The 22,224-nt window shown below is 60.6% G+C and carries 18 protein-coding genes and 1 riboswitch; of the genes, 7 read left to right on the top strand and 11 right to left on the bottom strand.

Annotation, left to right across the window (positions count from 1 at the left end; genetic code table 11):
• Positions 1–7: 7 nt before the first annotated feature.
• Positions 8–1,786: an acyl-CoA dehydrogenase gene (locus tag A6U86_RS00405; protein ID WP_068384830.1), complete on the bottom strand. Its 1,779-nt coding sequence runs from the start codon at positions 1,784–1,786 to the stop codon at positions 8–10.
• Between the two features lie 289 nt (positions 1,787–2,075).
• Here A6U86_RS00405 and A6U86_RS00400 point away from each other — a divergent pair, with 289 nt between their 5' ends.
• Complete coding sequence (locus tag A6U86_RS00400) at positions 2,076–3,077, top strand: transporter (protein WP_068384827.1); 1,002 nt, start codon at positions 2,076–2,078, stop codon at positions 3,075–3,077.
• A 62-nt stretch (positions 3,078–3,139) separates the two neighbouring features.
• Here the strand turns inward: A6U86_RS00400 and A6U86_RS00395 are convergent, their stop codons facing one another.
• Complete coding sequence (locus A6U86_RS00395; protein WP_068387599.1) at positions 3,140–3,622, bottom strand: BA14K family protein; 483 nt, start codon at positions 3,620–3,622, stop codon at positions 3,140–3,142.
• Positions 3,623–3,867: 245 nt separating this feature from the next.
• Between A6U86_RS00395 and A6U86_RS00390 the strand changes: the two genes are divergently transcribed.
• A complete protein-coding gene (locus tag A6U86_RS00390; RefSeq protein ID WP_068384823.1) occupies positions 3,868–4,872 on the top strand; it encodes a glycoside hydrolase family 25 protein in 1,005 nt (334 codons plus the stop codon).
• On the opposite strand, the gene A6U86_RS00385 is transcribed toward A6U86_RS00390, so the two are convergent.
• From A6U86_RS00385 to A6U86_RS00375, 3 genes are all read right to left on the bottom strand, one after another.
• Positions 4,869–5,951, bottom strand: a complete 1,083-nt coding sequence (locus A6U86_RS00385; protein WP_198929010.1) for a hybrid-cluster NAD(P)-dependent oxidoreductase — start codon at positions 5,949–5,951, stop codon at positions 4,869–4,871. The genes A6U86_RS00390 and A6U86_RS00385 overlap by 4 nt on opposite strands.
• Positions 5,952–5,959: 8 nt before the next feature.
• Positions 5,960–7,204 carry an aromatic ring-hydroxylating dioxygenase subunit alpha gene (locus tag A6U86_RS00380; protein WP_068387596.1) on the bottom strand — a complete coding sequence of 415 codons (1,245 nt, stop codon included), beginning with the start codon at positions 7,202–7,204 and terminating at the stop codon, positions 5,960–5,962.
• 97 nt (positions 7,205–7,301) lie between these two features.
• Positions 7,302–7,506: riboswitch (cobalamin riboswitch) on the bottom strand.
• Between the two features lie 217 nt (positions 7,507–7,723).
• Positions 7,724–8,137, bottom strand: a complete 414-nt coding sequence (locus A6U86_RS00375; protein ID WP_068384820.1) for an ACT domain-containing protein — start codon at positions 8,135–8,137, stop codon at positions 7,724–7,726.
• Positions 8,138–8,239: 102 nt separating this feature from the next.
• Here A6U86_RS00375 and A6U86_RS00370 point away from each other — a divergent pair, with 102 nt between their 5' ends.
• From A6U86_RS00370 to A6U86_RS00360, 3 genes are read left to right on the top strand one after another with little or no spacing between them, the layout of a single operon-like run.
• Positions 8,240–8,857 (top strand): DUF6656 family protein, encoded by a 618-nt coding sequence (locus A6U86_RS00370; protein ID WP_068384818.1) that lies wholly within the window; start codon positions 8,240–8,242, stop codon positions 8,855–8,857.
• Positions 8,858–8,915: 58 nt separating this feature from the next.
• Complete coding sequence (locus tag A6U86_RS00365) at positions 8,916–9,890, top strand: L-threonylcarbamoyladenylate synthase (protein WP_068384815.1); 975 nt, start codon at positions 8,916–8,918, stop codon at positions 9,888–9,890.
• A gap of 36 nt (positions 9,891–9,926) precedes the next feature.
• Positions 9,927–11,354 (top strand): FAD-binding oxidoreductase, encoded by a 1,428-nt coding sequence (locus A6U86_RS00360; protein WP_068384813.1) that lies wholly within the window; start codon positions 9,927–9,929, stop codon positions 11,352–11,354.
• A 15-nt stretch (positions 11,355–11,369) separates the two neighbouring features.
• Here A6U86_RS00360 and phnF read toward each other — a convergent pair whose 3' ends face one another.
• A complete protein-coding gene (gene phnF, locus A6U86_RS00355) occupies positions 11,370–12,104 on the bottom strand; it encodes a phosphonate metabolism transcriptional regulator PhnF (protein ID WP_068384810.1) in 735 nt (244 codons plus the stop codon).
• Positions 12,105–12,176: 72 nt separating this feature from the next.
• Between phnF and A6U86_RS00350 the strand changes: the two genes are divergently transcribed.
• Positions 12,177–12,728 carry an MOSC domain-containing protein gene (locus A6U86_RS00350; RefSeq protein ID WP_068387593.1) on the top strand — a complete coding sequence of 184 codons (552 nt, stop codon included), beginning with the start codon at positions 12,177–12,179 and terminating at the stop codon, positions 12,726–12,728.
• 285 nt (positions 12,729–13,013) lie between these two features.
• On the opposite strand, the gene A6U86_RS00345 is transcribed toward A6U86_RS00350, so the two are convergent.
• Positions 13,014–15,986, bottom strand: coding sequence for a DNA translocase FtsK (locus tag A6U86_RS00345; RefSeq protein WP_068384807.1), 2,973 nt, complete (start codon positions 15,984–15,986; stop codon positions 13,014–13,016).
• A gap of 217 nt (positions 15,987–16,203) precedes the next feature.
• A complete protein-coding gene (locus tag A6U86_RS00340; RefSeq protein ID WP_068384805.1) occupies positions 16,204–18,711 on the bottom strand; it encodes a DUF1217 domain-containing protein in 2,508 nt (835 codons plus the stop codon).
• 316 nt (positions 18,712–19,027) lie between these two features.
• On the opposite strand from A6U86_RS00340, the gene A6U86_RS00335 reads away from it, so the two are divergent.
• On the top strand, positions 19,028–19,594 hold the full coding sequence (locus A6U86_RS00335; protein ID WP_068384801.1) for a DUF6101 family protein: 567 nt from the start codon (positions 19,028–19,030) through the stop codon (positions 19,592–19,594).
• A gap of 68 nt (positions 19,595–19,662) precedes the next feature.
• Here the strand turns inward: A6U86_RS00335 and A6U86_RS00330 are convergent, their stop codons facing one another.
• The 3 genes from A6U86_RS00330 to A6U86_RS00320 form a co-directional block, all read right to left on the bottom strand.
• Positions 19,663–20,064, bottom strand: a complete 402-nt coding sequence (locus A6U86_RS00330; protein WP_343287055.1) for a GNAT family N-acetyltransferase — start codon at positions 20,062–20,064, stop codon at positions 19,663–19,665.
• 76 nt (positions 20,065–20,140) lie between these two features.
• On the bottom strand, positions 20,141–21,103 hold the full coding sequence (gene ubiA, locus A6U86_RS00325; RefSeq protein WP_068384797.1) for a 4-hydroxybenzoate octaprenyltransferase: 963 nt from the start codon (positions 21,101–21,103) through the stop codon (positions 20,141–20,143).
• Positions 21,104–21,165: 62 nt separating this feature from the next.
• The gene (locus tag A6U86_RS00320) at positions 21,166–21,975 is read right to left on the bottom strand and encodes a MipA/OmpV family protein (RefSeq protein ID WP_068384795.1); all 810 of its coding nucleotides are present in this window, start codon (positions 21,973–21,975) and stop codon (positions 21,166–21,168) included.
• Positions 21,976–22,224 lie beyond the last annotated feature (249 nt).

The raw sequence follows: 22,224 nt of genomic DNA, 5'->3' as shown, positions 1-22,224 counted from the left end.
ATTTTCCTCAGGCAAGGGCGACGCGGGCGGCTTCAAGACTAGATGCACCGGAAGTCACGCGATCAGAGAGAGCGGCGGTTTCGGCCAGCAGGTTTTCGGCAGCAAAGCGGCAGAGCGCGATGCGCTTGCCTCCCTCGCCATCCCCTGCATTGGCAAGGCCTCCCTTGGCCAGATAGGAGCTGGTCAGCACCAGCCCGAAGAGCCGCTGGTACGGGGTGGCGCCTGCCAGCGCTTCAGCGACAGCACCTTCCGCCTGTTTCGCCAGGAGCCATTCACTTGTCTTTTCCAAGTCGGCAATGGCTGCCTGCAGCCGCGGCGCGGTCTCTCCGAAGCCATCGAGATTGGATTTGGCGACGGCGTCGGCGATCTCGCGCAGCTCAGCGATGAAGCCGCGCACATGGTCCCCATTGGCGATGATCAGCTTGCGCGTCACGAGGTCGATCGCCTGGATGCCGTTGGTGCCTTCGTAGATCGGGGCGATGCGCGCGTCGCGTAGCAGCCGCGCCGCACCCGTCTCTTCGATGAAGCCCATGCCGCCATGGACCTGGATACCAAGCGAAGCGACATCGACGCCGGCATCGGTGGAGAAGGATTTGGCGATCGGCGTCAGTAGTGCCGCGCGCTCCTGCCAATATTTAGCCTTCTGCGCATCGCGATGCGACATGTCGATCGCCTCGGCGCATGCGTAGCAGATAGCGCGAGATCCCTGCGTCAGCGCCTTCATGGTGAGAAGCGTACGCGCGACATCGGGATGTTCGATGATCGGGCTCATGCCTGCCGCCGTCGTTCCCGGCGCGCGGCCCTGCGTGCGCTCCCGTGCATAGGCGATGGCCTTCTGGGTCGCGGCTTCCGCGATCGCCACGCCTTGAATGCCGACGGCGAGACGGGCATTGTTCATCATGGTGAACATGCAGGCGAGGCCCTTGTTCTCCTCGCCGACCAGCCAGGCGATGGCGCCCTTTTCGGTGCCGTGCTTGCCGTCGCCGCAGATCATCGTGCAGGTCGGTGAGCCGTGAATGCCGAGCTTGTGCTCCAGAGAATGGGCGAAATAATCGTTACGGGCGCCAAGCGAGCCATCATCGTTCACAAGGAATTTCGGCACTAGGAACAGCGAGATACCCCGCGTGCCGGCCGGCGCGTCCGGAAGACGGGCCAGCACCAGGTGGATGATGTTTTCGGCCGCCTCGTGATCGCCCCAGGTGATGAAGATTTTCTGGCCAAAGAGGCGATAGGTGCCATCGTCCCGACGCTCCGCACGCGTGCGCAAGGCTCCGACGTCGGAACCGGCATGCGGCTCGGTCAGGTTCATGGTGCCAGACCATTCGCCGGAGATGAGCTTTGCCAGATATTTCTTCTTGAGGTCATCGCTGCCGTGAGCGTTCAGCGCCTCGACCGCGCCCATCGTCAGCGTCGGGGCGAGACCAAAGGCCATCGAAGCGGAATTCCACATTTCCAGCGTCGCGATGTTGAGCATATGCGGCAGGCCCTGCCCGCCAAACTCTTCGGGCGCGGTCAGCCCGTTCCAGCCGCCGGCAATCCAGTCGCGATAGAGCTTTTCCCAACCGTCCGGAAGAACCACCTTGCCGTCGACCAGCTTCGCGCCCTGCCGGTCACCATTTTCGGCAAGCGGCTCCATCTCATCGCCGGCAAAACGCCCGGCCTCCGATAGAATGGCATCGAGGACATCGGCGCTGAGATCGCCGAGAATGCCCTCCTCCATCGCCCGATCCATGCCGGCGACGTATTTCAGCGTGAATGCGATTTCCTCGACAGGCGCTTTGTACATGGTGATTTCCTCCGCGTCGGTGCTGCCGATCACCCGCCTCACCCGGATCATCGGTACTATGTGGATAGAGCTAGTTTATTTTTACGTAAACGTCAATTTTCTCTGAGGCATTTCGCAGGGCGATTTCCACTCAGTCGTGAACCGGAACGGCAGTTCGCGTCAGGCGCGCTATGAGCCGTCAATATCGGCGCCGGCATGTGTGATTATTCCGCCGACATGCAGTCTTGCATAAACAATCGTCATGAACGAAGACTAAGGCAACTGTTCTGACAAAGCGAATGATGCGGCCATGAACACGATAACGTCAGCCACCACGATACCCGGCTTTGTCTGGGCTTATCGTCTTCGTCCGGGCGCGGACAAGGCGGAGCGGCTCCCCGACGATGCGGATCGCGCCACGCTCTTTAACGGAGACGGCTTCCTCTGGCTGCATCTCAATCTCGTCGACGCCCGCGTTCCGGCCTTCCTGGAGGATGCGCCAGGGCTGAACGAAGCGGCGCGCATAGCGCTGACGACGCACGAAACGCACGCGACGATCACCGTCGACGAACAGATGCTCTTCGGCACCCTTGTCGATTTCCAGCGCGATTTCGCTCACAACACCCATGACATCGGCTGGCTGCATTTTGCCGTGACCGACCGCGTGCTCATCACCAGCCGGCTGCAGCCGCTTCGCAGCGTGGACCGGGGACGCATGCTGATCGAAAAGAACGCCGCGCGGTTTACCTGCCCGGTCGATATTTTCGAAGCGCTGGTTGTCGAGTTCCAGCGCACCCTCATCTCCGTCGTTATCGAGATCAGCGAAGAACTTAACGGTATCGAGGATTTCATCCACGGCAATACCTCGCGTGACGAGCGCACGCAGCTTCCGCCCATCCGACGAACGATCGTGCGGCTGCATCGCCATCTGCGCACCGTCCTTTCCCTCATGCGGCATGCCGCCGCTTCGGATGACGAGGAAATGCCGCTTGGTTTCGAGGATATCGCGGGACGCCTGACGGGGCGCCTCGAAGCAGTCGAGCACGATGTCTACGCGCTGCAGGAGCGCGCCAGGCTGCTGCACGAAGAGATCGATTCGAAGCTTGCCTCCGAGATCAACCGCCATCTCTACATCCTGTCGATCATGACGGCGTTCCTGCTGCCGCCGACGCTGGTGACCGGCTTCTTCGGCATGAATACATCGAGCCTGCCTCTTTCGGGCGGATCAAGCGGCACAGGATATGCGGTCGGCTTCATCGTCGCCTCCATGCTGCTGGCATGGTGGCTTCTCAAGCGCGTCAACATTCTCTGAGTTCGGCAGAAAAAAGCCGCCCGAAGACGGGCGGCTTGTGTCGTTGATTTCAGATGTATCGCTCAATAATAGGGCGAATAGCACTGACGGCGCGGGCCCTGATTGGGCTGGAACGTGTTGTCGTAGGCCCTGTAGGACCGATAACGATCCGTGCACCATTCGACGTGACGCGGATTGATGCCGCCGGACGGAGGCGGTGCCGCATAGTAGCGCGGTTGGCTGGCAATCGCGCCGCCGATGAGGGCGCCGGCACCGAAGGCGGCCAGCGGGAACCAATAGCCGTCATGATAGCGATAGCCATGGCGATAGCCCGAATAACCGCGATAGCCGCCGTACCAGCCGCGGCGGTAGTAACCGCCACGATAGCCGCCGTAACCGCCGTGATAATGGCGCCATTGAACTTGCTCGACATTGGCGGGCGCGGTCTCGTTCGCAGCCGCGAGCGGTGCGCCGGGCATCTGAATGGCAAAGGACGGCGTGAAGCTCGTCAGGGTGACAGCGGCCGAAATAGCGATGGTCGCAATTCTCGCACGGAAACCAAGCATTCTTATCTCCATTCGCTGGTTTGTCTTGTGCTCAAGCGTGTAGCGTTTGATGTCAGGCATGCTTCTTTCGCGGGATTAAACGCCCGCCTCGTCGCATGTCCGAATAGACAACAAGAAACGCGGCAACACCTTATTCTGTTCCTTAAATCCCTACCAATTTAAGGAGTTATGCGAAGGCTCCACGATGAATGTATAGTGAACCGATCCTTAACCCAAGATTAACCAGCAATCCTTACTATTATTTCATGAAAGGGTTCCGGCACAGCCACAGCCTGATTTGCAGCTTCCTGACCGTACTGGCCTTGTTGGGGCCGGCCACGAAGCCTTCGGCCGGCGAAAGCCAGCCTTGGACGGACCCCCAAAACGCCCTCATCGTCGATGCCTATGAACTGAATACGATAGACTGGACTGCGTTCCTGCAGGACAAGCGGATAGCCGCCTTCATCTCCAAGGCCTCCGACGGCCTGCCCGAGAGTTTCAGCTGCACGGGCGACCATGCCGGTGACACCTTCGCCCACTGCAAGACGATGTGGCGCAAATATGCCGTCAGCCGCGAACTCTATCAGACCCGCCGCATGCTGGCGAAAATGAATGGCCTGTTATGGGGCGCTTATCATCTGGGGCGACCGGGCAACCCCATCGATCAGGCCAACCATTTTCTCGATTATGCCGATCCGCAGCCGGACGAGTTGATGGTGCTCGATATAGACGGCATGGATCCCACGCGTTTCATGTCGCTGGACGATGCACAGGTCTTTGTCGCTCACATCAAGGTCAGAACCGGGCGATATCCCATTCTCTACATTAATCACAACACGGCGCGCTATATCGCCGATCATCGCGACATCTATCCGCTGCTGTCGCGGCTGCCGCTCTGGTACGCGCGCTACAAGCCGGACCTGAAGGGCACCTTCCCGCTCGGCAATTGGGATAACTACGCCATCTGGCAGTTTGCCTCATCGGACAATTGTTCCGACAAGAGCTGCCCCTACCGCGTTCCGGGCACGCTGACGGACATCGACGTCAATGTCGTGCCGATGACCAGCATACAGCTCGCCAAGATCTGGCCGCAGGGCGAGTTGCTGCCCGCCAAACCACTGCCTGCACCCGACCTGACGATCGCCCAGGGACCGACCTGCAATGGGCCATTGCAGACGCTTGTCTCGCTGATGGTCGATCCGGTCGTCACGGCCTCCACCAGCCGGCCAGAGCCGGTGGAGATCAATGAGCTGAACTATCAGGATTATTAGGCTTCGACCTGAACATCCGTCTTCGGGCGCGAACAGCAGGCCAGGATATAGCCTTCCTCAATCTCGTCATCGAGGATGCCGCCATTGTGGCTCATCTCGACCTCGCCCGAAAGCTTCATGACACGACAGGTGCCGCAGAGACCCGATTCGCAGGCAGCGCCGATGCGCACGCCGGCGCCGCGCGCGGCCTGAAGCACGGTTTGCCCGGCCGCACAAACCACGTCCTTGCCGGCCATGGTGAAGCGGATCGTGGTCGCGGCATCCGTCGAGGCATCGTCGGTAACTTCAGCCAGCGGCGTTGCCGCATTTGCCGGCTGGAAGCTTTCCTGATGATAGCGCTTCATGTCGAAGCCATGCGCTTCCAACATGGAGCGGACGGCATCCATGAAGACTTCGGGGCCACAACAGAAGATCGTACGATCCATGAAATCAGGCGCCAGCAGGCCGATCTTGGCCTTGTCGATGCGGCCCTTCAGCCCGGACCAGAGATCGGTGCGGCCGCAACCCTCGACGATCAGGCCAAGATTGAGGTTCGGCATGAAGCGGGCGAGATATTCCAGCTCGGAACGGAAGATGATGTCGGCCGGGCTGCGCGAGCAGTTGACGAAAGTAATGTCGGACAATGGCGCGGTATCGGCCATGTAACGGGTCATGGCCATCATCGGCGTCACACCGGAGCCGGCGGAGACGAAGAGATATTTCTCGCCGGGATGGCGGATATGCGTGAAATCGCCGAGAGGACCGAAAGCTTTGATGCGCATGCCGGGCTTGAGGTTCTCGAACATCCAGCGCGTGCCGATGCTGTCCCTCTGCGCCTTGACCGTCACCGCGACCGAGAAGGGCCGCGATGGCGTCGAGGACAGCGTATAGGTGCGCATGACCGACTCCGGCGCCGTCGGCAGCTCAAGCGTCACGAACTGGCCCGGCAGATAGCGGAACCAGTTGTCCTTGTCGGACCGGAATGTGAAGGTCATCACATCGGGCGCTTCGGGCGTGACGGAGAGGCATTCGAGCAGATGCTGCCTGTCGCTCCAGGGCTGCATCTGATCGAGGTGTCGATGGCTAAGGGAGACGGTCATGTTCATACTCAGGCAACCGCCGACAGCTTGGCCTGATCGCCCTGCAGCCGGTTGATCATGAAATTCGAATACCATTCGACGAACTGCATGACGCCGCCCTCGTGGAGTTCCGAATAGGGACCGGGCTCATAGGCCGGCGAGTGAATGCCGAAAGCATTTTCCTCGACGATGCGGCGATCCTGGTCGTTGGTCTCGGTCCAGACGTGGGTCAGCTCCTCGAGATCATAGTCGACGCCTTCGACGGCATCCTTGTGCACCAGCCATTTGGTGGTGACGGCGGTCTCCTCGGCATTGAGCGGCAGGACGCGGAAGGAAATCGCGTGGTCGCCAAGCAGGTGGTTCCATGTCGTCGGGTAGTGGAACAGCAGCATCGTGCCGATACCATTGATCGTCACATCGGGCGAGAGCGGCCGCTTGACCGCATTCTGGCCGGACATGGTGTAGCTTTCGGCCCCTTCGATGAGCGGCATGCGGGCGGCGCGGAACTGGCCATCAGGCGAGATCTTGAATTCGCTCGGCAGGCCGGCGGCTTCGCAACGCTCCCAATGAGCGGTGATCACCGGATCGCTCATTGCCCCCTGCACGCCGCTGACCGTCGGCGCTTCCGAGAAAGTGCGGCAGAGTTCGGGATGGTTGGCGGCGCAGTGGTAGCACTCGCGGTTGTTTTCCCAGACGAGCTTCCAGTTGCCCTTTTCGATGATCGTGCTCTGGAAGGCGACCTTGGCTTCGCTCATGCGATGCGGCGCCATGTAGGGCTCGATCGTGGCGCGGACGGGCGCGAAGTCCGGGGCGTTCTTTGCCAGGCAGATGAAGATGTAGCCGCCGACGCTTTCGCAATGGACCGGCTTCAGTGAATACTGGGTCTTGTCGAAGTCCTCGGCCATCTGGCGGGCGAACAGCAGCGAGCCGTCCAGCTCGTAGGTCCACTGGTGATAAGGGCAGACGAGCTTTGCCGACGAGCCGCGCTCGGTCGTGCAGACCCGCGAGCCGCGATGGCGACAGCTATTGTGGAAGGCGCGGATGACCTGATCGCGACCACGGACGATGACGACGGGATAGTCGCCGATCTGGACGGTGAAGTAGTTGCCCGCACGCGGCACTTCGCAATCGTGACCGATGAACAGCCAGTCGCGATAGTAGATCATTTCCATATCGAGCTTGAAGTAATCCTGATCGATATAGAAAGGCTGCTCGAGGCTGAAGCCCTCGCGGCGGTTCTTCAATTGCCGCAAAACATTGCTGCTGATATCCATTTGCCTATCCTTGCGCGTTACCGGGAAACGGACGAAGGACATGCAAGGCCGTTTGGGAGCGGCCTGAAGCAATGTCCCGACCGCCCGCCGCGGTCAGTAAACCGAATTTCCCCAAGGCTGGTTTCCGGGCTCTGGAGCGGCCCTGTTTCCAGGACCCCATGGCACCTTCCCAGGTCGGCCGACCCAGTGGCTTTATTCGCCATGCCTCACTCCACCACCGTTGCGGGGGCAGCGCCGGATTTTGACCGGCTTCCCAATTCTCCGTCTCCCTAGCAGACGGCACCTTGAGATTGGTAACATCATAACTCCCGGCCCCGTCAGCGGCTGCGCTACAATGCGACATCGGCTTCGAAATTGACGACAGATGAAACGGAACCGCGGGACGTTTGTGGAGAGAGGCAATATAGGAAGGGAATTCAAGCCCTTATGAACTCGCGGCAGATATGGAGATTGTCGTCGCTAAGCTTCGCGTTAATGACGCTTTATCCTGATTGCGACAATGCGGTTGATCTCCGATAATCAAGGGGTCGCTTGCGCCGCCGAAAGTGCCTGCAGCGCCGCCATTGCACGGTCGGCATCGGCAGCCGGAACGAAGATATGGTCGTGGTAATAGGCAGCGACGACATTGGCGCTGATGCCCGCATTTCCGAGGGCCGTGGCGAAGGCTGCGGTGAGGCCGACAGCCTCCAGCGAGGAATGGACATCGAGCGTGATCATGCGCATCGAGGGCGCTATCGGAAACCCGGCCTGCCGCGCGGCCTCCAGCGGCAGGATCAGGGTCGCTCCCTCCCGTTCTCGGAAAAAACCGACCGGCTCCAGATGAATATAATCGGCCAATGTCGACGATGGAACGGTGCAATAGACGAATTCACCCTCGACAAGATTCGGCCTCATGCCGGAAAGCAGCAGATTGAGATCGGTAATTCCGGACATCTTGTTTTGGCCTCCTCGGGGATTTGCAACCGGCGCCGTTAAGCCCGGCTCAAGCAAGACTAGCTATCATGCAGTCTCCAGACCTCTATAGCGAGACCCGGCATGGCCAAACTCAGATATTTCGACGCTGGGAAGCCCGCCGACCCCGAGCCGATACCGGCGGTATCGACAACGGGGCATAGCGAATTCCTGCGCACCGGTCGCATCAACCGCGACAGGCCACATTGGCTTGCCGAAGAGCGGCGATACATGACCCACCAGGAGGTCGCCGAGCAGACCGCGCAGAAACTGCGGAATGCCGGGGAAATGACCCATGACCGGCTCAACGGCTTTCATAAGTCTATTCGTTTTCCGAAGCTCATCTTTCATCACACGCTGAAGGACACGCCGCATCTCGGCTATTGCCACGTAACAGCGGCGCGCACGCAATTCGCTCGATATGAAGAGGTGAACTGGGCCTTCTACATTGCGAACTTCTTTGCCCGCATCGGCCAGGAAGAGAATTTCTTCGAGGATATCAGCCTGAAATATTCGCGGATGTATTTCGCCGTCGCCATCCATCCGGGCAAGGAGGCGGAAGACAAGAAGCTGACGATCAATCGCGACATTCGCGGCAACGGCGTGCTGTTCCACACGCATGATCCGCAGATCGCCGTCCGTAACGTCCTCTTGCTCGGCGCGCGCAACGAACAGCTTCGCGACATCATTCGCCAGCTTTGATGATTGATCCGAAAACTTGAAAAGCATAAGAACGGCCTGAACTGCAAACGGGCAGGCCATGGCACGACACATAGACATTCTCGAAGACCCGCAAACGGCGTTAGATGTCGCCTCGGCAACGCTTGCCGAGGGTCTGCCGATCGGGTTGCCAACGGAGACGGTCTACGGCCTTGCAGCCGATGCCACCAACCCGGCTGCCATCACCCGGATCTACGAAACCAAGGGACGGCCGCGCTTCAACCCGCTCATTTGCCATATGAGCGATCTCGCCATGGCCGAACGCTATGCGATCTTCGATCCCATCTCCCGCAAGTTGGCGGAAGCCTTCTGGCCAGGCCCGCTGACGCTGGTGCTGCCGCTCAGACCCGACAGCGGCATCCATCCGCTGGCGACCGCCGGTCTCGATAGCGTCGGCATCCGCGTGCCGCAGGGCTTTGCCGGCGAGCTGATCCGCGCCTTCGGACGCCCTCTTGCCGCCCCGAGCGCCAATACGTCGGGCAAGATCAGCGCCACCAGCGCCGACCATGTCGATGACGACCTCGGCGAGCGGATCACGCTGATCCTCGACGCCGGCGCCTCCATCGTCGGTGTCGAGTCGACCATCGTCAAGGTGGAGGACGGCGAGCTGCGGCTGTTGCGGCCAGGCGGATTGGCGGCGCGCGAGATCGAGCGTGTGGCGGACAAGGCGCTGAAGCGCAAGAAAAAGGCCTCGGCCGCCATCGAAGCCCCCGGCATGCTCGCATCGCATTATGCGCCCGGCGCGGCGGTGCGGCTCGATGCGACAGAGGTTGCGGCCGACGAAACGCTGATCCGCTTCGGAAGCCCTGACATTGCCGGTATCGAAAGCGCCATTGCCGTGCTCGACCTGAGCGCCACGGGCGATCTTTCGGAAGCCGCGGCAAACCTCTTCGACTTCATGAAACGCGCCGACGCCACAGGTGCCGCGACGATCGCCTTTTCGCATATTCCCGACGAGGGCCTCGGCGAGGCCATCAACGACCGGCTGCGCCGTGCGGCAGCACCCAGAGATTAAAAATCGGCCCGACACTCTATCGGCAAAGGATACGCCATGAGCTCTGCCCCCTCTTCAGCCCTTCTCGACCGCTTCGCTGCGATCGTTGGCGAGAAACATGCCGTGCGAGATGCGGCGGAGATTGCGCCGCATCTGGTCGAGAACCGTGGGCTCTACCATGGTGCTTCGCCGATGCTGCTGAAGCCCAGCTCGGTGGAGGAGGTCTCGGCGATCCTCAAGCTTGCCAGCGAGACAGGCACGGCCATCGTGCCGCAGACCGGCAATACCGGCCTTGTCGGCGGTCAGACACCGCGCGAAGGCGGCTCCGACATCATCCTGTCGCTGGAGCGCATGAACCGCGTTCGCGATATCGATCCGGTCGGCAATACCATGATCGTCGATGGCGGCTGCATTCTGGCGGATGTGCACAAGGCGGCGGCTGAGCATGGCCGTATGTTTCCGCTGTCGCTCGGCTCGGAAGGCTCGTGCCGCATCGCCGGCAACCTCTCCACCAATGCCGGCGGCACGGCGGTTCTTGCCTATGGCAATATGCGCCAGCTTTGCCTCGGCCTCGAAGTGGTGCTGCCCACAGGCGAGATCTGGAACGGATTACGCCGCCTGAAGAAGGACAATACCGGCTACGATCTGCGCGATCTCTTCATCGGCGCCGAAGGCACGCTTGGCGTCATCACCGGCGCGGTGCTGAAGCTCTTCCCGCAACCGCTCGGCCATCAGGTCGCCTTTGCCGGGCTGCAGTCGGTCGATGACGCGCTGACGCTGTTCAAGAACGCTTCCGGCCTCTGCGGCACGGCGCTGACCGGCTTCGAGCTGATGCCGCGCCTTGGCGTCGAATTCACCGAGCGCCATATCCCCGGCGTGCGCGATCCGCTGGAAACGGTGCATCCCTGGTATGTGCTGATCGATATCTCGACCTCGGATTCGGCCGAAACCGCCGAGCGGATGATGATGACGCTGCTGGAACAGGGCTACGAAGACGGCCTGATCCAGGATGCCACCATCGCCAGCTCGGAAGCGCAGCAGAAGGCGATCTGGCACATGCGCGAGAGCATGTCGGACGCGCAGAAGCCGGAAGGCGGCTCGATCAAGCACGATGTTTCCGTGCCAGTCGCGCAGGTACCGCAATTCATGGCCGAGGCCGAAACGGCCGTTATGGCCGCTCTGCCCGGCGCGCGCATCTGCGCCTTCGGCCATATGGGCGACGGCAATATCCACTACAACATCTCGCAGCCTGTCGGCGCCGACAAGGACGAGTTCATCGGCCGCTGGCATGAGATGAACGAGATCGTGCACGGGCTGGTGCTGCAGCATGGCGGCTCGATCTCAGCCGAGCACGGCATCGGTCAGCTGAAGCGTGACGAACTGGCTTCCATCCGCTCGGATATCGAGATGGACCTGATGCGCCGGATCAAGACAGCGTTTGACCCGGCAGGGATCATGAACCCGGGGAAGGTTTTGAAGGCCTGAGTTCAATCAGCGGCCTTAAACGGTCACCACGACCCGCTCCGAGGCGAAGCAGCCGATCTGGCACGAAATGATCGTGCCACCGGCATCGATGTCTTCGCCGGCATAGGCGAGAACCGGCGTCAGGCGCGATTGCTGCAGGAGGCGTGCCTCGACCTCCGTCGGCATCCGCGCCGTGATGTCGGTGGAGCGGCGCCAATAGTCCGTCACACCGTAATCCTTCAGCGCCGCCGTGAACGAGCCGAATGCAGCGAACTTCTCCGCCAACCCGGGAAAACGCGCGGCCGAACAAATGCGCAAGACCACAGAGACGGGAAGTTCGTCGGCATAGGCAACCACACACATTTCCAGCACCATTTCGCCCGGCTGCAGATTGAGTCTCGTCGCGATATCGGCACTGGCTGGAATTTCCCTGGTCGAGAAAACCTTGCGGGTGAGGTTTGCGTCCCTCGCGGTCAGATCCTTGCCGAACCGCACCTTGTCGCCCAGCTGGAAACGAACGGGCATGTCGGCGCGGACATAGGCGCCGCTACCACGCGCGACGCGCAGCAATCCCTCCCCCTCCAGCTCGGCAATTGCGCGCCGCATCGTCACCCGCGAGACACCAAACTGTTCCGACAGGGCACGCTCGCTCGGCAGCCGGACGCCCGGCGCATGCTTACCCTTGTCGATGGCGCTCCGCAATTCATCAGCTACGGTCGCCCAGCCAGCCCCCGCTTTTACGCCTTTGCCCTGTCGATTTTTCTCGTCCATCACAATATTGTCGCCTTGAAATTGGTATATACCAATTTATAAAGATCTGGATTGTTTATGGAAGGGTTCGGCATGGGCGACAAGCGCATATATGTGACATCGGTCAGCAGCAGCGGCGTGCACGGGTTCAGCAAGCAGACGAAGGATCACATTCGACTGCTGACGGGGCTCGGTGTCGAAGGTGACGCGCATATGGGGGTCACGGTAAAGCACCGTTCTCGCGTCGCGGTCGATCCGACGCAACCCAATCTGCGCCAGGTGCACATCATCCACGAAGAGCTGTTCGCCGAACTCACCGAGAAAGGGTTTTCCGTTGCTCCGGGCGACATGGGTGAAAACATCGTGACCAGAGGGCTCGATCTGCTTTCACTGCCCCAAGGCACACGCCTGCATATCGGCGACGACGCGATCGTCGAGGTAACCGGCCTGCGCAACCCCTGCAAGCAGATCGACGATTTCCAGAAGGGCTTGCTGCATGCGGTGCTCGACAAGGATGCGGATGGCGGTTTGGTCCGCAAGGCCGGCATCATGGGCATTGTCTCGCAGGGCGGCCGGGTGCAGGCTGACGACACCGTCCGGGTCGAGTTGCCGCCCTTGCCGCATGCGAAGCTCGAGCGCGTCTGATGCGCTCCGTTTGAAGAGAAGTTAGTCTTGAGTATGCCGAGCGTCTGATACCCCCCTCTGTCACTTTCGTGACATCTCCCCCACAAGGGGGGAGATTGCTGGGAGTATGCCGTCCGACCTCACTAAGTCGTCACACTTTGGTTTCTGCGGGTGAGATGCTTGTTTGAGGCGAGTACGCGCTGCGGGTTACCAATCTCCCCCCTTGTGGGGGAGATGTCACAAAAGTGACAGAGGGGGGTGCACACTCTCCGCGGCGGGCGCGGCTAGCGTCAACCCCCTGCTATATCAGTCGAAATCTTCCTGGCTCGCATTGCCGCCGCCATTGCGGTTGCCGGTGATGATCTCGCGCTTGCCTACATGGTTGGCCGGACCGACGAGACCGTCCTTTTCCATGCGTTCGACGAGCGAGGCTGCACGGTTGTAGCCGATGCCGAGGCGGCGCTGGATGTAGGAGGTCGAGCACTTCTTGTCGCGCATGACAACCTTGATCGCCTGTTCGTAGAGATCGTCGCCGTCTTCCGAAGCGATGGCGCCCTTGTCGAAGACGGCGGTGTCTTCTTCCTCGTCTTCTTCATCCTCGTCGGCGGTGACCGTGTCGAGATATTCCGGACGGCCCTGCAGTTTCAGGTGGGCTACGACCTTTTCGACTTCCTCATCCGAAACGAACGGACCGTGGACGCGGGAGATGCGGCCGCCACCGGCCATATGCAGCATGTCGCCCTGGCCGAGGAGCTGTTCGGCACCCTGCTCGCCAAGGATGGTGCGGCTGTCGATCTTCGACGTCACCTGGAAGGAGATGCGCGTCGGGAAGTTCGCCTTGATCGTGCCGGTGATGACGTCGACCGACGGGCGCTGCGTTGCCATGATCAGATGGATGCCGGCGGCGCGCGCCATCTGCGCCAGACGCTGGATCGCACCTTCGATTTCCTTGCCGGCGACCATCATCAGATCGGCCATTTCGTCGACGATGACGACGATATAGGGCATCGGCGTCAGGTCCATCTCCTGGCTCTCCTCGATCGGGGCACCTGTGCCCTTGTCGAAGCCGGTCTGGACCATGACGTGGATCGTCTCGCCCTTTTCCTTGGCGGAGGCGACGCGGCTGTTGTAGCCGTCGATATTGCGCACGCCGAGACGCGACATCTTCCTGTAGCGATCCTCCATTTCGCGCACCGCCCATTTCAGCGCCATGACGGCCTTCTTCGGATCGGTGACGACGGGGGTCAGGAGGTGCGGGATGCCATCGTAAACCGACAGCTCCAGCATCTTCGGATCGACCATGATCAGGCGGCACTGCTCTGGCGTCATGCGATAGAGCAGCGACAGGATCATCGTGTTGATAGCGACCGACTTGCCCGAGCCGGTGGTGCCGGCGACGAGCAGATGCGGCATCTTGGCGAGCTCGGCGATGACGGGCTCGCCGCCGATCGTCTTGCCAAGGCCGAGCGCCAGCTTGTAGCCGCTCTTTTCGAAATCCGGAGATTCGATCATCTCGCGGAAATAGACGGTCTCGCGGGTCACGTTCGGCAGTTCGATGCCGATGACGTTGCGGCCGGGAACGACAGCGACACGTGCAGAGAGCGCCGACATGGAACGGGCGATATCATCGGCGAGATTGATGACACGCGAGGATTTGACGCCGGGTGCCGGCTCGAATTCATAAAGCGTGACGACCGGGCCGGGGCGGACATGGATGATTTCGCCCTTGACGCCGAAGTCCTCGAGCACGCTTTCCAGCAGGCCGGCATTCTGCTCCAGCGTTTCCTGGGTCATGATCACGCCGGAGCGGACGGCCGGCTCCTGCAGCAGTTCGCGCGGCGGAAGCTCGTATTCTCCTTCGCCGCTGCTGGCGATCGGGCGCCATTCGGGCGGTGTCAGGGATGCGGGCCTGCGCGGCGAGATCCGCGATGGCGGCGCATCAATCAGGCGCTGCGCGGCTGCTTCGACGGCCGGCACGATCGGCGCTGCCTTGGCGACCGGCTCGACAGGTGCGGATACCGCGACCTTGGCCGGCATTGGCGCCACGACCACCACCGGTGCCGGAAGGGGTTTGGCAGGTGTTGCAGCTTCAGCGCCATAGACGGCGGTTACGAAGGCCGGCGGTACGAATACGTCAGGCGCGGCCACGGCTTGCGGCTCGGTAACGACCGGTGCGGCAACCTCTGGCGCCACCTGCTCTGCGACGGATGCCACAACCGTGGCCTCCCATGCGGCAAGTTCGTCCATGACGGGCGTGCCGACTGCGGCTGGCGAGAGGCTGGCAACTGCCTCAACAGACACGGGGGCTTCGACCACAGCGGGCGCTTCGACAATCGGCAGGGTCTCGGCGACAACAGCCGGCCGGCGGCATTCGACGATGCGGAACTTCGCGACGATCGATTCGGCCTCGACCTCAAGCTGGGGAATCATCACCGGCTGGCCTGGCATGCCCCGGATGGCGGACACGAATTCGCCGTCGAAGGGCATCGCATCCCAGAAGGCGAAATCGGAAAGATGGCTAAGACGCGACTCGACCACAGGCGCGGCAACGGATTCGGAAACACTCGACGAAACTGGGGAAGCGTCCAGCGCGATCGCCGGAGCCTTCGAAAATGCGGTAGCGATAACGGTCATCTCCAATGCGTCCGGCGCGGTCGCCGGAAATTTCTGAATTACGGATGGTATGTAGCTCTCCACCGCGAAAGGCATGTCCTCCAGCAGCGGCAGATGGAATTCAGCAGGCTCTGTTGGCTGCGGCGCAGCGGGGGTGGCTGGAGCCTCGATGACAGGCGGTTCCATCACCCGCATCGCGGCGTGCGCGGCCACGGGCGGCACGATCGCGACGGGAGGCTCCGCTGGCGGGCGGCGGCTGATGATTTCGTTTTCCCGCGTGCGGGTGAAGCGAACGTTCGGGCCCATCAAAAAGGCGCTTTGCCAGCCGGGCGAGGCAAGATCCTCGGCGGAAATTCCCTGCGGCAGCACGGGCATGACCGGAGCACTTCCCGCAGGCTTCGCCTGGAGGGCTTCGACAACAGGCTTCGGCGCTGCGGCGGTGCGCTGCCTCACCTCTTCTGCACGCCGCAATTCCTCGGCGCGGCGCTGCTCTTCCGCCTTGCGCTTGGCTTCGCGGGCGTTGCGAATCTTCTCTTCCAGGAACGCGCGGCGGGCAGCGATCTGCTCGGCACGACGTGCCTCTTCGGCGGCCTGCTCCGGGTCGAATTCGCCCTCGGGCTGGACGCCTTGTGACGCATTTGAAAATGTCGTTCGGGGATGACGCATAAGACCTGCAACCCAGTCATTGATATTGCCGATGGCTACTCAATCGAATAGGGCAAGGATGGTTAATAAGTTCCTTCCTATCCCCCCTGAAAGCTCTCATTTCGCCCTCACTGTGTTAGCCGAACAACATCGGAAATCCCGGTGAAAGAGGCGCGCAGCAACAGCTTTGCCGCGTGGAAACGCGGCAAAGAGGCAGGCCATATTTTTTAATGATAGGCTATCTCGACGAGGAGAGCTGCGCGATCGAAAGCAGCGTGTCGGCGCTGATGCCGGCGCCGGAAGAGCCACCGGTCAGAATCGATAGGGCCGGCGACGTCGATGAGGTCGTATTGTTCTGCATATCGTACAGCGCCGAGAATCGCTGCAGCAGCGTATTGACCTTGGTTGGATCCTGCAGATCGCTGACGTTGACAAACTTTTCCAGCATCTGTGCCTGCGTATCGACGTCCATCGATGACATCGAGCTTGGCAGGTTGTACGTCGTCGTGATCACCTGATAGAGCGCCGCATCGCCCATGATGTCGTAGACCGAATTGATATCCGGCGCCTTGCGCTGGAAGTAGAGGGCCAGGCGTACGCCGGGATTGGTATCGCCTTGCTGGTCCTCCAGCGTCTGATGCAGGTAGAGATCATTCGTCTGGGACAGTGCGCCGGCGTTTTGCGCCGTTCCGAGTTTGCTGTCCGTCAGATTGCCGCTGCTATCAAAATTGAAGGCCTCGACGATGCTCTTGAACTTGGCGCCGTCGGTGGTGTTGACGAAGCTCTTCGGATCGGACGGGTCGGAAGCGAAAGCCTTCTTCAGGGTCGCCGTATCGACCGTTTTCGGATCGATGCCGTTGGCGGTGAGCACGAAATTCGTGAGCTTGCTGTCCGCCAGCAGATCCGTGACGCTGTTCACCTTGACGATGTTGGTCGCGAAATAGGTGCCGGCGTCCTTGGCATCGCTGGTGGCCTTGGTCAGTTCGGCGCCCGTCAAGCCGGCGGTGCTGCGGCTGGAATATTCGGAGATGTAGCCGTTGATCTGCGCTTGCGACAGGGATTGGACCGGAGCCTTCAGATTGCCCGAGCTGTCGAAGTTGAAAGCCTTGACGAGTGCGGTAAAGCGGGAATCCTTGAGCGAGCTGACATAGCTCTTTGGATCATAGGGGTCGCTTTCGAGCATCTTCGTCAGTTGCGACTTGGTGACCTCGTTCGTCCCGATGCCGTAGGCGCGCAACGCCATCTGGTAGATCTCGGGCATGCTGTCATTGGTGGTGTCGCTATCGGCGGTGTTGCTCGTGAAGAAATCCTTGATGGTCTTCACGTCGGCAAGGCGGTTCTTGTAGTTGGTGACCGCATCGGTCGTCAGGCTCGACTGCGACGTCTGATAATTCTTCATATAGGCAGTCGAGGCTGCGGTGATCTCACTCTGGGACTGCGCCGTCGCACCGGATGCAAGCGTGCCGTCCGACTGGAAGTTGAACGCCGCGACGACATCCGTCAGGCCGAAGATCGAGGCTGTCGTCGCATCTCCGAAGGCGTTCTTGAAAACGACGGCAGGCGTGGTCGGGTCGATGCCATAGGCCGTCTTGATGTAATTGAAGAGGCGCGTGTCCGATGTCAGCTGGTCAACCGAGGTGATCGAGCCGATATGATCCTTGTAATAGAGGTCATTGTCGGCCGCGCCGACGCTCGTCACGAACGAGGGTACGGTGGAATTATAGGCGCTCATCACATCGGCCTGCTGGCCGAGGGTCTGCGGGCCACCGGGATAATTCGTGGTATAGGCCGCCGCCGTGGCGCTTATCTGATCCGATGTCTGCGCCTGCGAGCCGGAGGCGACCGTTCCGTCACTCTTGAAGTTGAATTGGGCCATGACGCTGGTCAGGCCGTTCGTGCTCGCAGCGGTCGCGTCCATGGCCGACGCATTGAACTGATCGGCGGTGATATAGGCCGGAATGTTGAAGGCGGTTCTGACATACTGGAACAGCCGCGCGTTCGATGTCAGCTGATCGACCGAGGTAATCGAGCCGATATTGGCCTGGTAGTAGGCCGTGTCGCTATCCGGCGTCGACGTCTTGACCGTGCCGTCCGCATTGAAATTGAATTCCGCCACCAGAGCCTTGTCGGCAGCACCGCCATTCTGATTGACGAAGCTGTTGGGGTCGCTGAGATCGCTCGTCAGCATCTGCTTCAGGATCGAATTCGATACATCCGTGGGATCGATGCCGTAGGCCTGCAGCACGTAGTTCTTCAGCCTGCTATTGCCGAGCAGGTCATCGACCGTCTTCACGGAGCTGATGTTCTGGCTGTAATAGCTGGTTTCGGTGGCGGCGGAGGTCTCTTCATTCGTAAACGACTGCTGATAAAGCCCGATCAGATCGTCTTCCTGCGTGCTGGATTGCGCCGTATTCGTGCTGCCCGTGCCGAAATTGAACGCGGCGGCGAATTCCTTGTAGCGCGGATCCGTCAGCTGGTTCGCAAAACTGGTGGAGTCGCTGAGGTCGCTCGTCAGCACCTGTTTCATAAAGGCCTTGGCATAGGTCATGTCGGAGAGCCCGTAGGCCTCCATGGCATAACTGTATAGCTGATAGTTGTTCACGAAGTCGTCGGCGTTCGTTACTTTGCCTATATTGGCATTGTAATAGTCGATCTGGCGCTTGTTTTGCGCCTGCGACGCCACCTGATTGAGCGACGTGGCCATATCTCTGGTTGCGATCGTATAACCAAGATAGGTGGAAATCATCAGCAGAATCCCAATAGATCTCTAATAAAGGGGCGAATCTAGCGGTGATTGTTACATACAAACCTTACCCGAGACTTACACGCACTCACCTTATACGTGCACTATATTGAGGCAGCCGCCCTGCCGTGTGTTCACTTTATGGAAACCCTGATGCATTCGACTTTGCTAACCATTTGAGGACGCAAAGTTTTCTTAACCTCGATTTTTAAGCTGTCCGGAAGAGACGGCGCCTAATCTGCCCAACAACGAGAGGACAAAAGTTCTCCGAGAGAAGGCCGGGAAACGGGCTCTCAGGTAAAGCAAGGGTAGAAAATCGATGACAAATACCGTCCTTAAGCCCGATTGGGCTGGAACCACACTGCGACTTGATCCGACGCGCTTTCCCCAACAGGTCAGCTACGCCATGCGCGGTGCCGATGGAGACGTCACCATCACGATCGACGAGCGTGGAGCGGTTCTGCGCAAGATCCTCCCATCCAGCGGACTGCCACTGTCCGTCGCTCTGCCGAAGCGCGCCTTCATGGGTGTTGCCGCACGGGCCATCGACCATGGCGACGGCGAAGTCACCGTCACGCTGGAACTGCATCACTCCGATCCGGATCTCTGCATCCCCCTCCTCGTTGCTCACGACCTCAGCGACATCGCTGCCGACTGGCGCTCCTGGTCGGAAGCCTTCCGTATCCCGATGCTGATGATCGAAGCCGACGGCGTTGCTCGTCCGCTGGAAGAACATCTGGGCGGCGTCCGGTCGCAGGACAGCCAGCCGCGTCGCCGCCACTCCTATTTCGCCGATCGCCGCCCGCGCTTCCTGGTGCGCCGCTCGACTGGCAAGCTCGGCATCAAGATGAAGATCGAAGGCCGCGAGATCATTGCAAGGCACTGAGCCGCGCCCGATCAGAAGAATACTGCCAACTGTCGGCCGCGGGATCATCAATCCCGCGGCCGAAATCTTTAGGAGGCCAAGGATCGTTTCATGACGATCGTCCGCTCATCTCCATGGTAGCGCTCCTCGACGACTTCGAAACCGCGCTTCGCGTAAAAGCCCTGTGCCGTGATGGACGATGGCACGGAGAGGACCGCGATGCCATTGGCTCTGGCCGCACCTTCTATTTCAGCCATGAGCATCAGACCGACACCTTGTTTCTGCGCCGAAGGCGATACGAATACGGTGCGAACCACGGCGCCATCGAGACTGGCGGTGCCGACCACCGTCGCGCCTTCGACTGCCACGAAGACCACTCGGGATGCCAGAAGCGGGAGCACGGCAGCGGGACTGAAGTTTTCAGCAACGCGGGCAATGATCTCGGGAGAATAGTCTCCGGCATTGGTTTCGCGAAGGGCAGCGATGATCACGCGACTGATTGCTTCAGCATCCCCTTCGCGAGCCAGGCGGATTTTGCAGGCCACGGCAATCCCTCAACAGGCGCGATCAAGGAACAAGAAACAGAAACGACAGGAAGAGACCGGCGAAGATGATCAGGCCGACCCGGTTGTTCGATTTGAACAGGGCGAGGCACTGCTCGCCGTCGTTGATATCGAGCACGGCAATCTGATAGGCGAACATGCCGCCGGCAACGATCAGGCCGACATAGGAGAGCCAACCTGCACCGGCCAGCGCGAACGCGATCAGCATCAAAAGCAGCGTTGCGCCATAAAGCCCGATCAGCCAAAGCCGCGTCTGGTCACCGAAAAGCCGGGCAGTCGAGCGCACGCCGATCAGTTCGTCGTCTTCCTTGTCCTGATGCGCATAGATGGTGTCGTAACCGATCGTCCAGAGGATGGCGGCTGCGTAAAGGATGATCGGTGCAAAGGACAGGCTGCCGAACAGACCGGCCCAACCCATGAGAGCGCCCCAGGAAAATGCAAGGCCGAGGAAGAATTGCGGCCAATCGGTAAAGCGCTTGGCAAAGGGATAAAGCGCGACGATGGCCAGCGACAGCACGCCGAGAATGACCGCGAACCAATTGAATTGCAGCAGCACCAGCAAGCCGACCAGAGCCTGCAGCGCGATGAAGACCTTGGCCTGACTGCGCGTCACGCGGCCTGATGGCAGCGGGCGCGAGCGGGTACGTGCCACCGACATGTCGATCTTGTGGTCGACCAGATCATTATAGGTGCAGCCGGCGCCCCGCATGGCGACGGCGCCGATGAAATAAAGGAAGAGATGATAGACCACCACAAGGCCTGGTGAACCATGCCCCGTGGACGCCGAGGCATTGGCGGCAAGTGCTACCGACCAGAAGCACGGCCACATCAGAAGCTGCCAGCCGATCGGCCTGTCCCAGCGCGCGAGCTGCGCATAGGGCCACAGTGCCGGGGGTAGAACGCGGTACACCCAGTTGCCGGATGGCGCGTCAGCGACGCGCCCGTTGATGTCGCCTGTCTTTTGCATAGGCAACTAGTAGTGACATCCGGCCTTGGAGGTCAAGCGGCGGGGCCGGAGCCCCACTCATTTCAGTTCATCGTGAAATTGAACTTGTAGCTGGCGGAGACACCGATCAGCAACTGATTGCGGTCGCCGCGCTCGCGCACGAGGCTGCTGTCACCAGCGGGGCCTGTCAGGCGGGTATATTCAAGAAAGGTGCTGGTCGTCCAGTTTTGCGAAGCCTTCCAGGTCAGGGCGCCACCGAAACCGACGGACTTTACGCCGCCGCCCGGGCTATAGCGGCTCAAGCCCGATGCCGCCGACTCGCGCGCGTTAACGCCGTAGTAGGTGTTGAAATAGTCGTTGGTGGCGAGCGTCATGCGCGGACCGGCCGAGGCGCGGAACTCCGGGGTGATATCGGTGAAAGCATCAACGGCAGCGTCGGCGACGAGGCCGCTATGGGCGCGGATGCCCTGGCGCACTTCGACGCGCGCCCGGAGCCAGTCCGTCGGATAGGCTTCGGCAAAACCACCGGCTTCAAGACCCCATTTGGTCTTCTTCAACCCCCTCAACTCGCGCCCGTCCCCGCTATCGCGGCTCGGCACGAACTTGCCGACGATACCGACGCGAAAAGCATCAGTCTCGATAAAGGCAAAGGAAGGATTGTCATTGCGCGAGGAGAAGCGCGGACCGGGGCCCTGGCGGCCGACGGAGACCAGCGGCGCCCACTGAAGCTTGTTGTGCTTGCCACCCTCGAACTTCGGCGCGGAGAAACCGGCTGCGCCGACGCTTAAGTACCAATCGCCCGACCAGAGATGCTGGCCGTCTCCCGCCGAGGCGGCGCCGGTGGAGGCAGCAAGCAAGCTGAGAGTGAAAAAAAGACGCGATTTTACAAACACAACGCAACTCCATAATACGCAATACAAAGGGCCATACACGCAGCCCTAGAGTTGCCTCAAACTATCCGGATCGCGTTACCGGTCTCTTAACCACAAGCAGCCGAATCCGGTGAGCAAGCCAAATTTAGGTTGAAATTTGTTGGCCCGCAGCCTGCGCGGATCTGTCGCGGTGATTTAAATGGGTTATGAGATACTCAATCATAGGTAATGGTCACCTGCGTGCTGCAGCGCATGATCATTCAAAGCCCC

The organism is Rhizobium sp. AC27/96, from assembly GCF_001692325.1.
GTDB lineage: Bacteria > Pseudomonadota > Alphaproteobacteria > Rhizobiales > Rhizobiaceae > Rhizobium.
The sequence above is the reverse complement of the archived record's forward strand: the minus strand, read 5'-3'. Positions and strand labels throughout refer to the sequence as shown.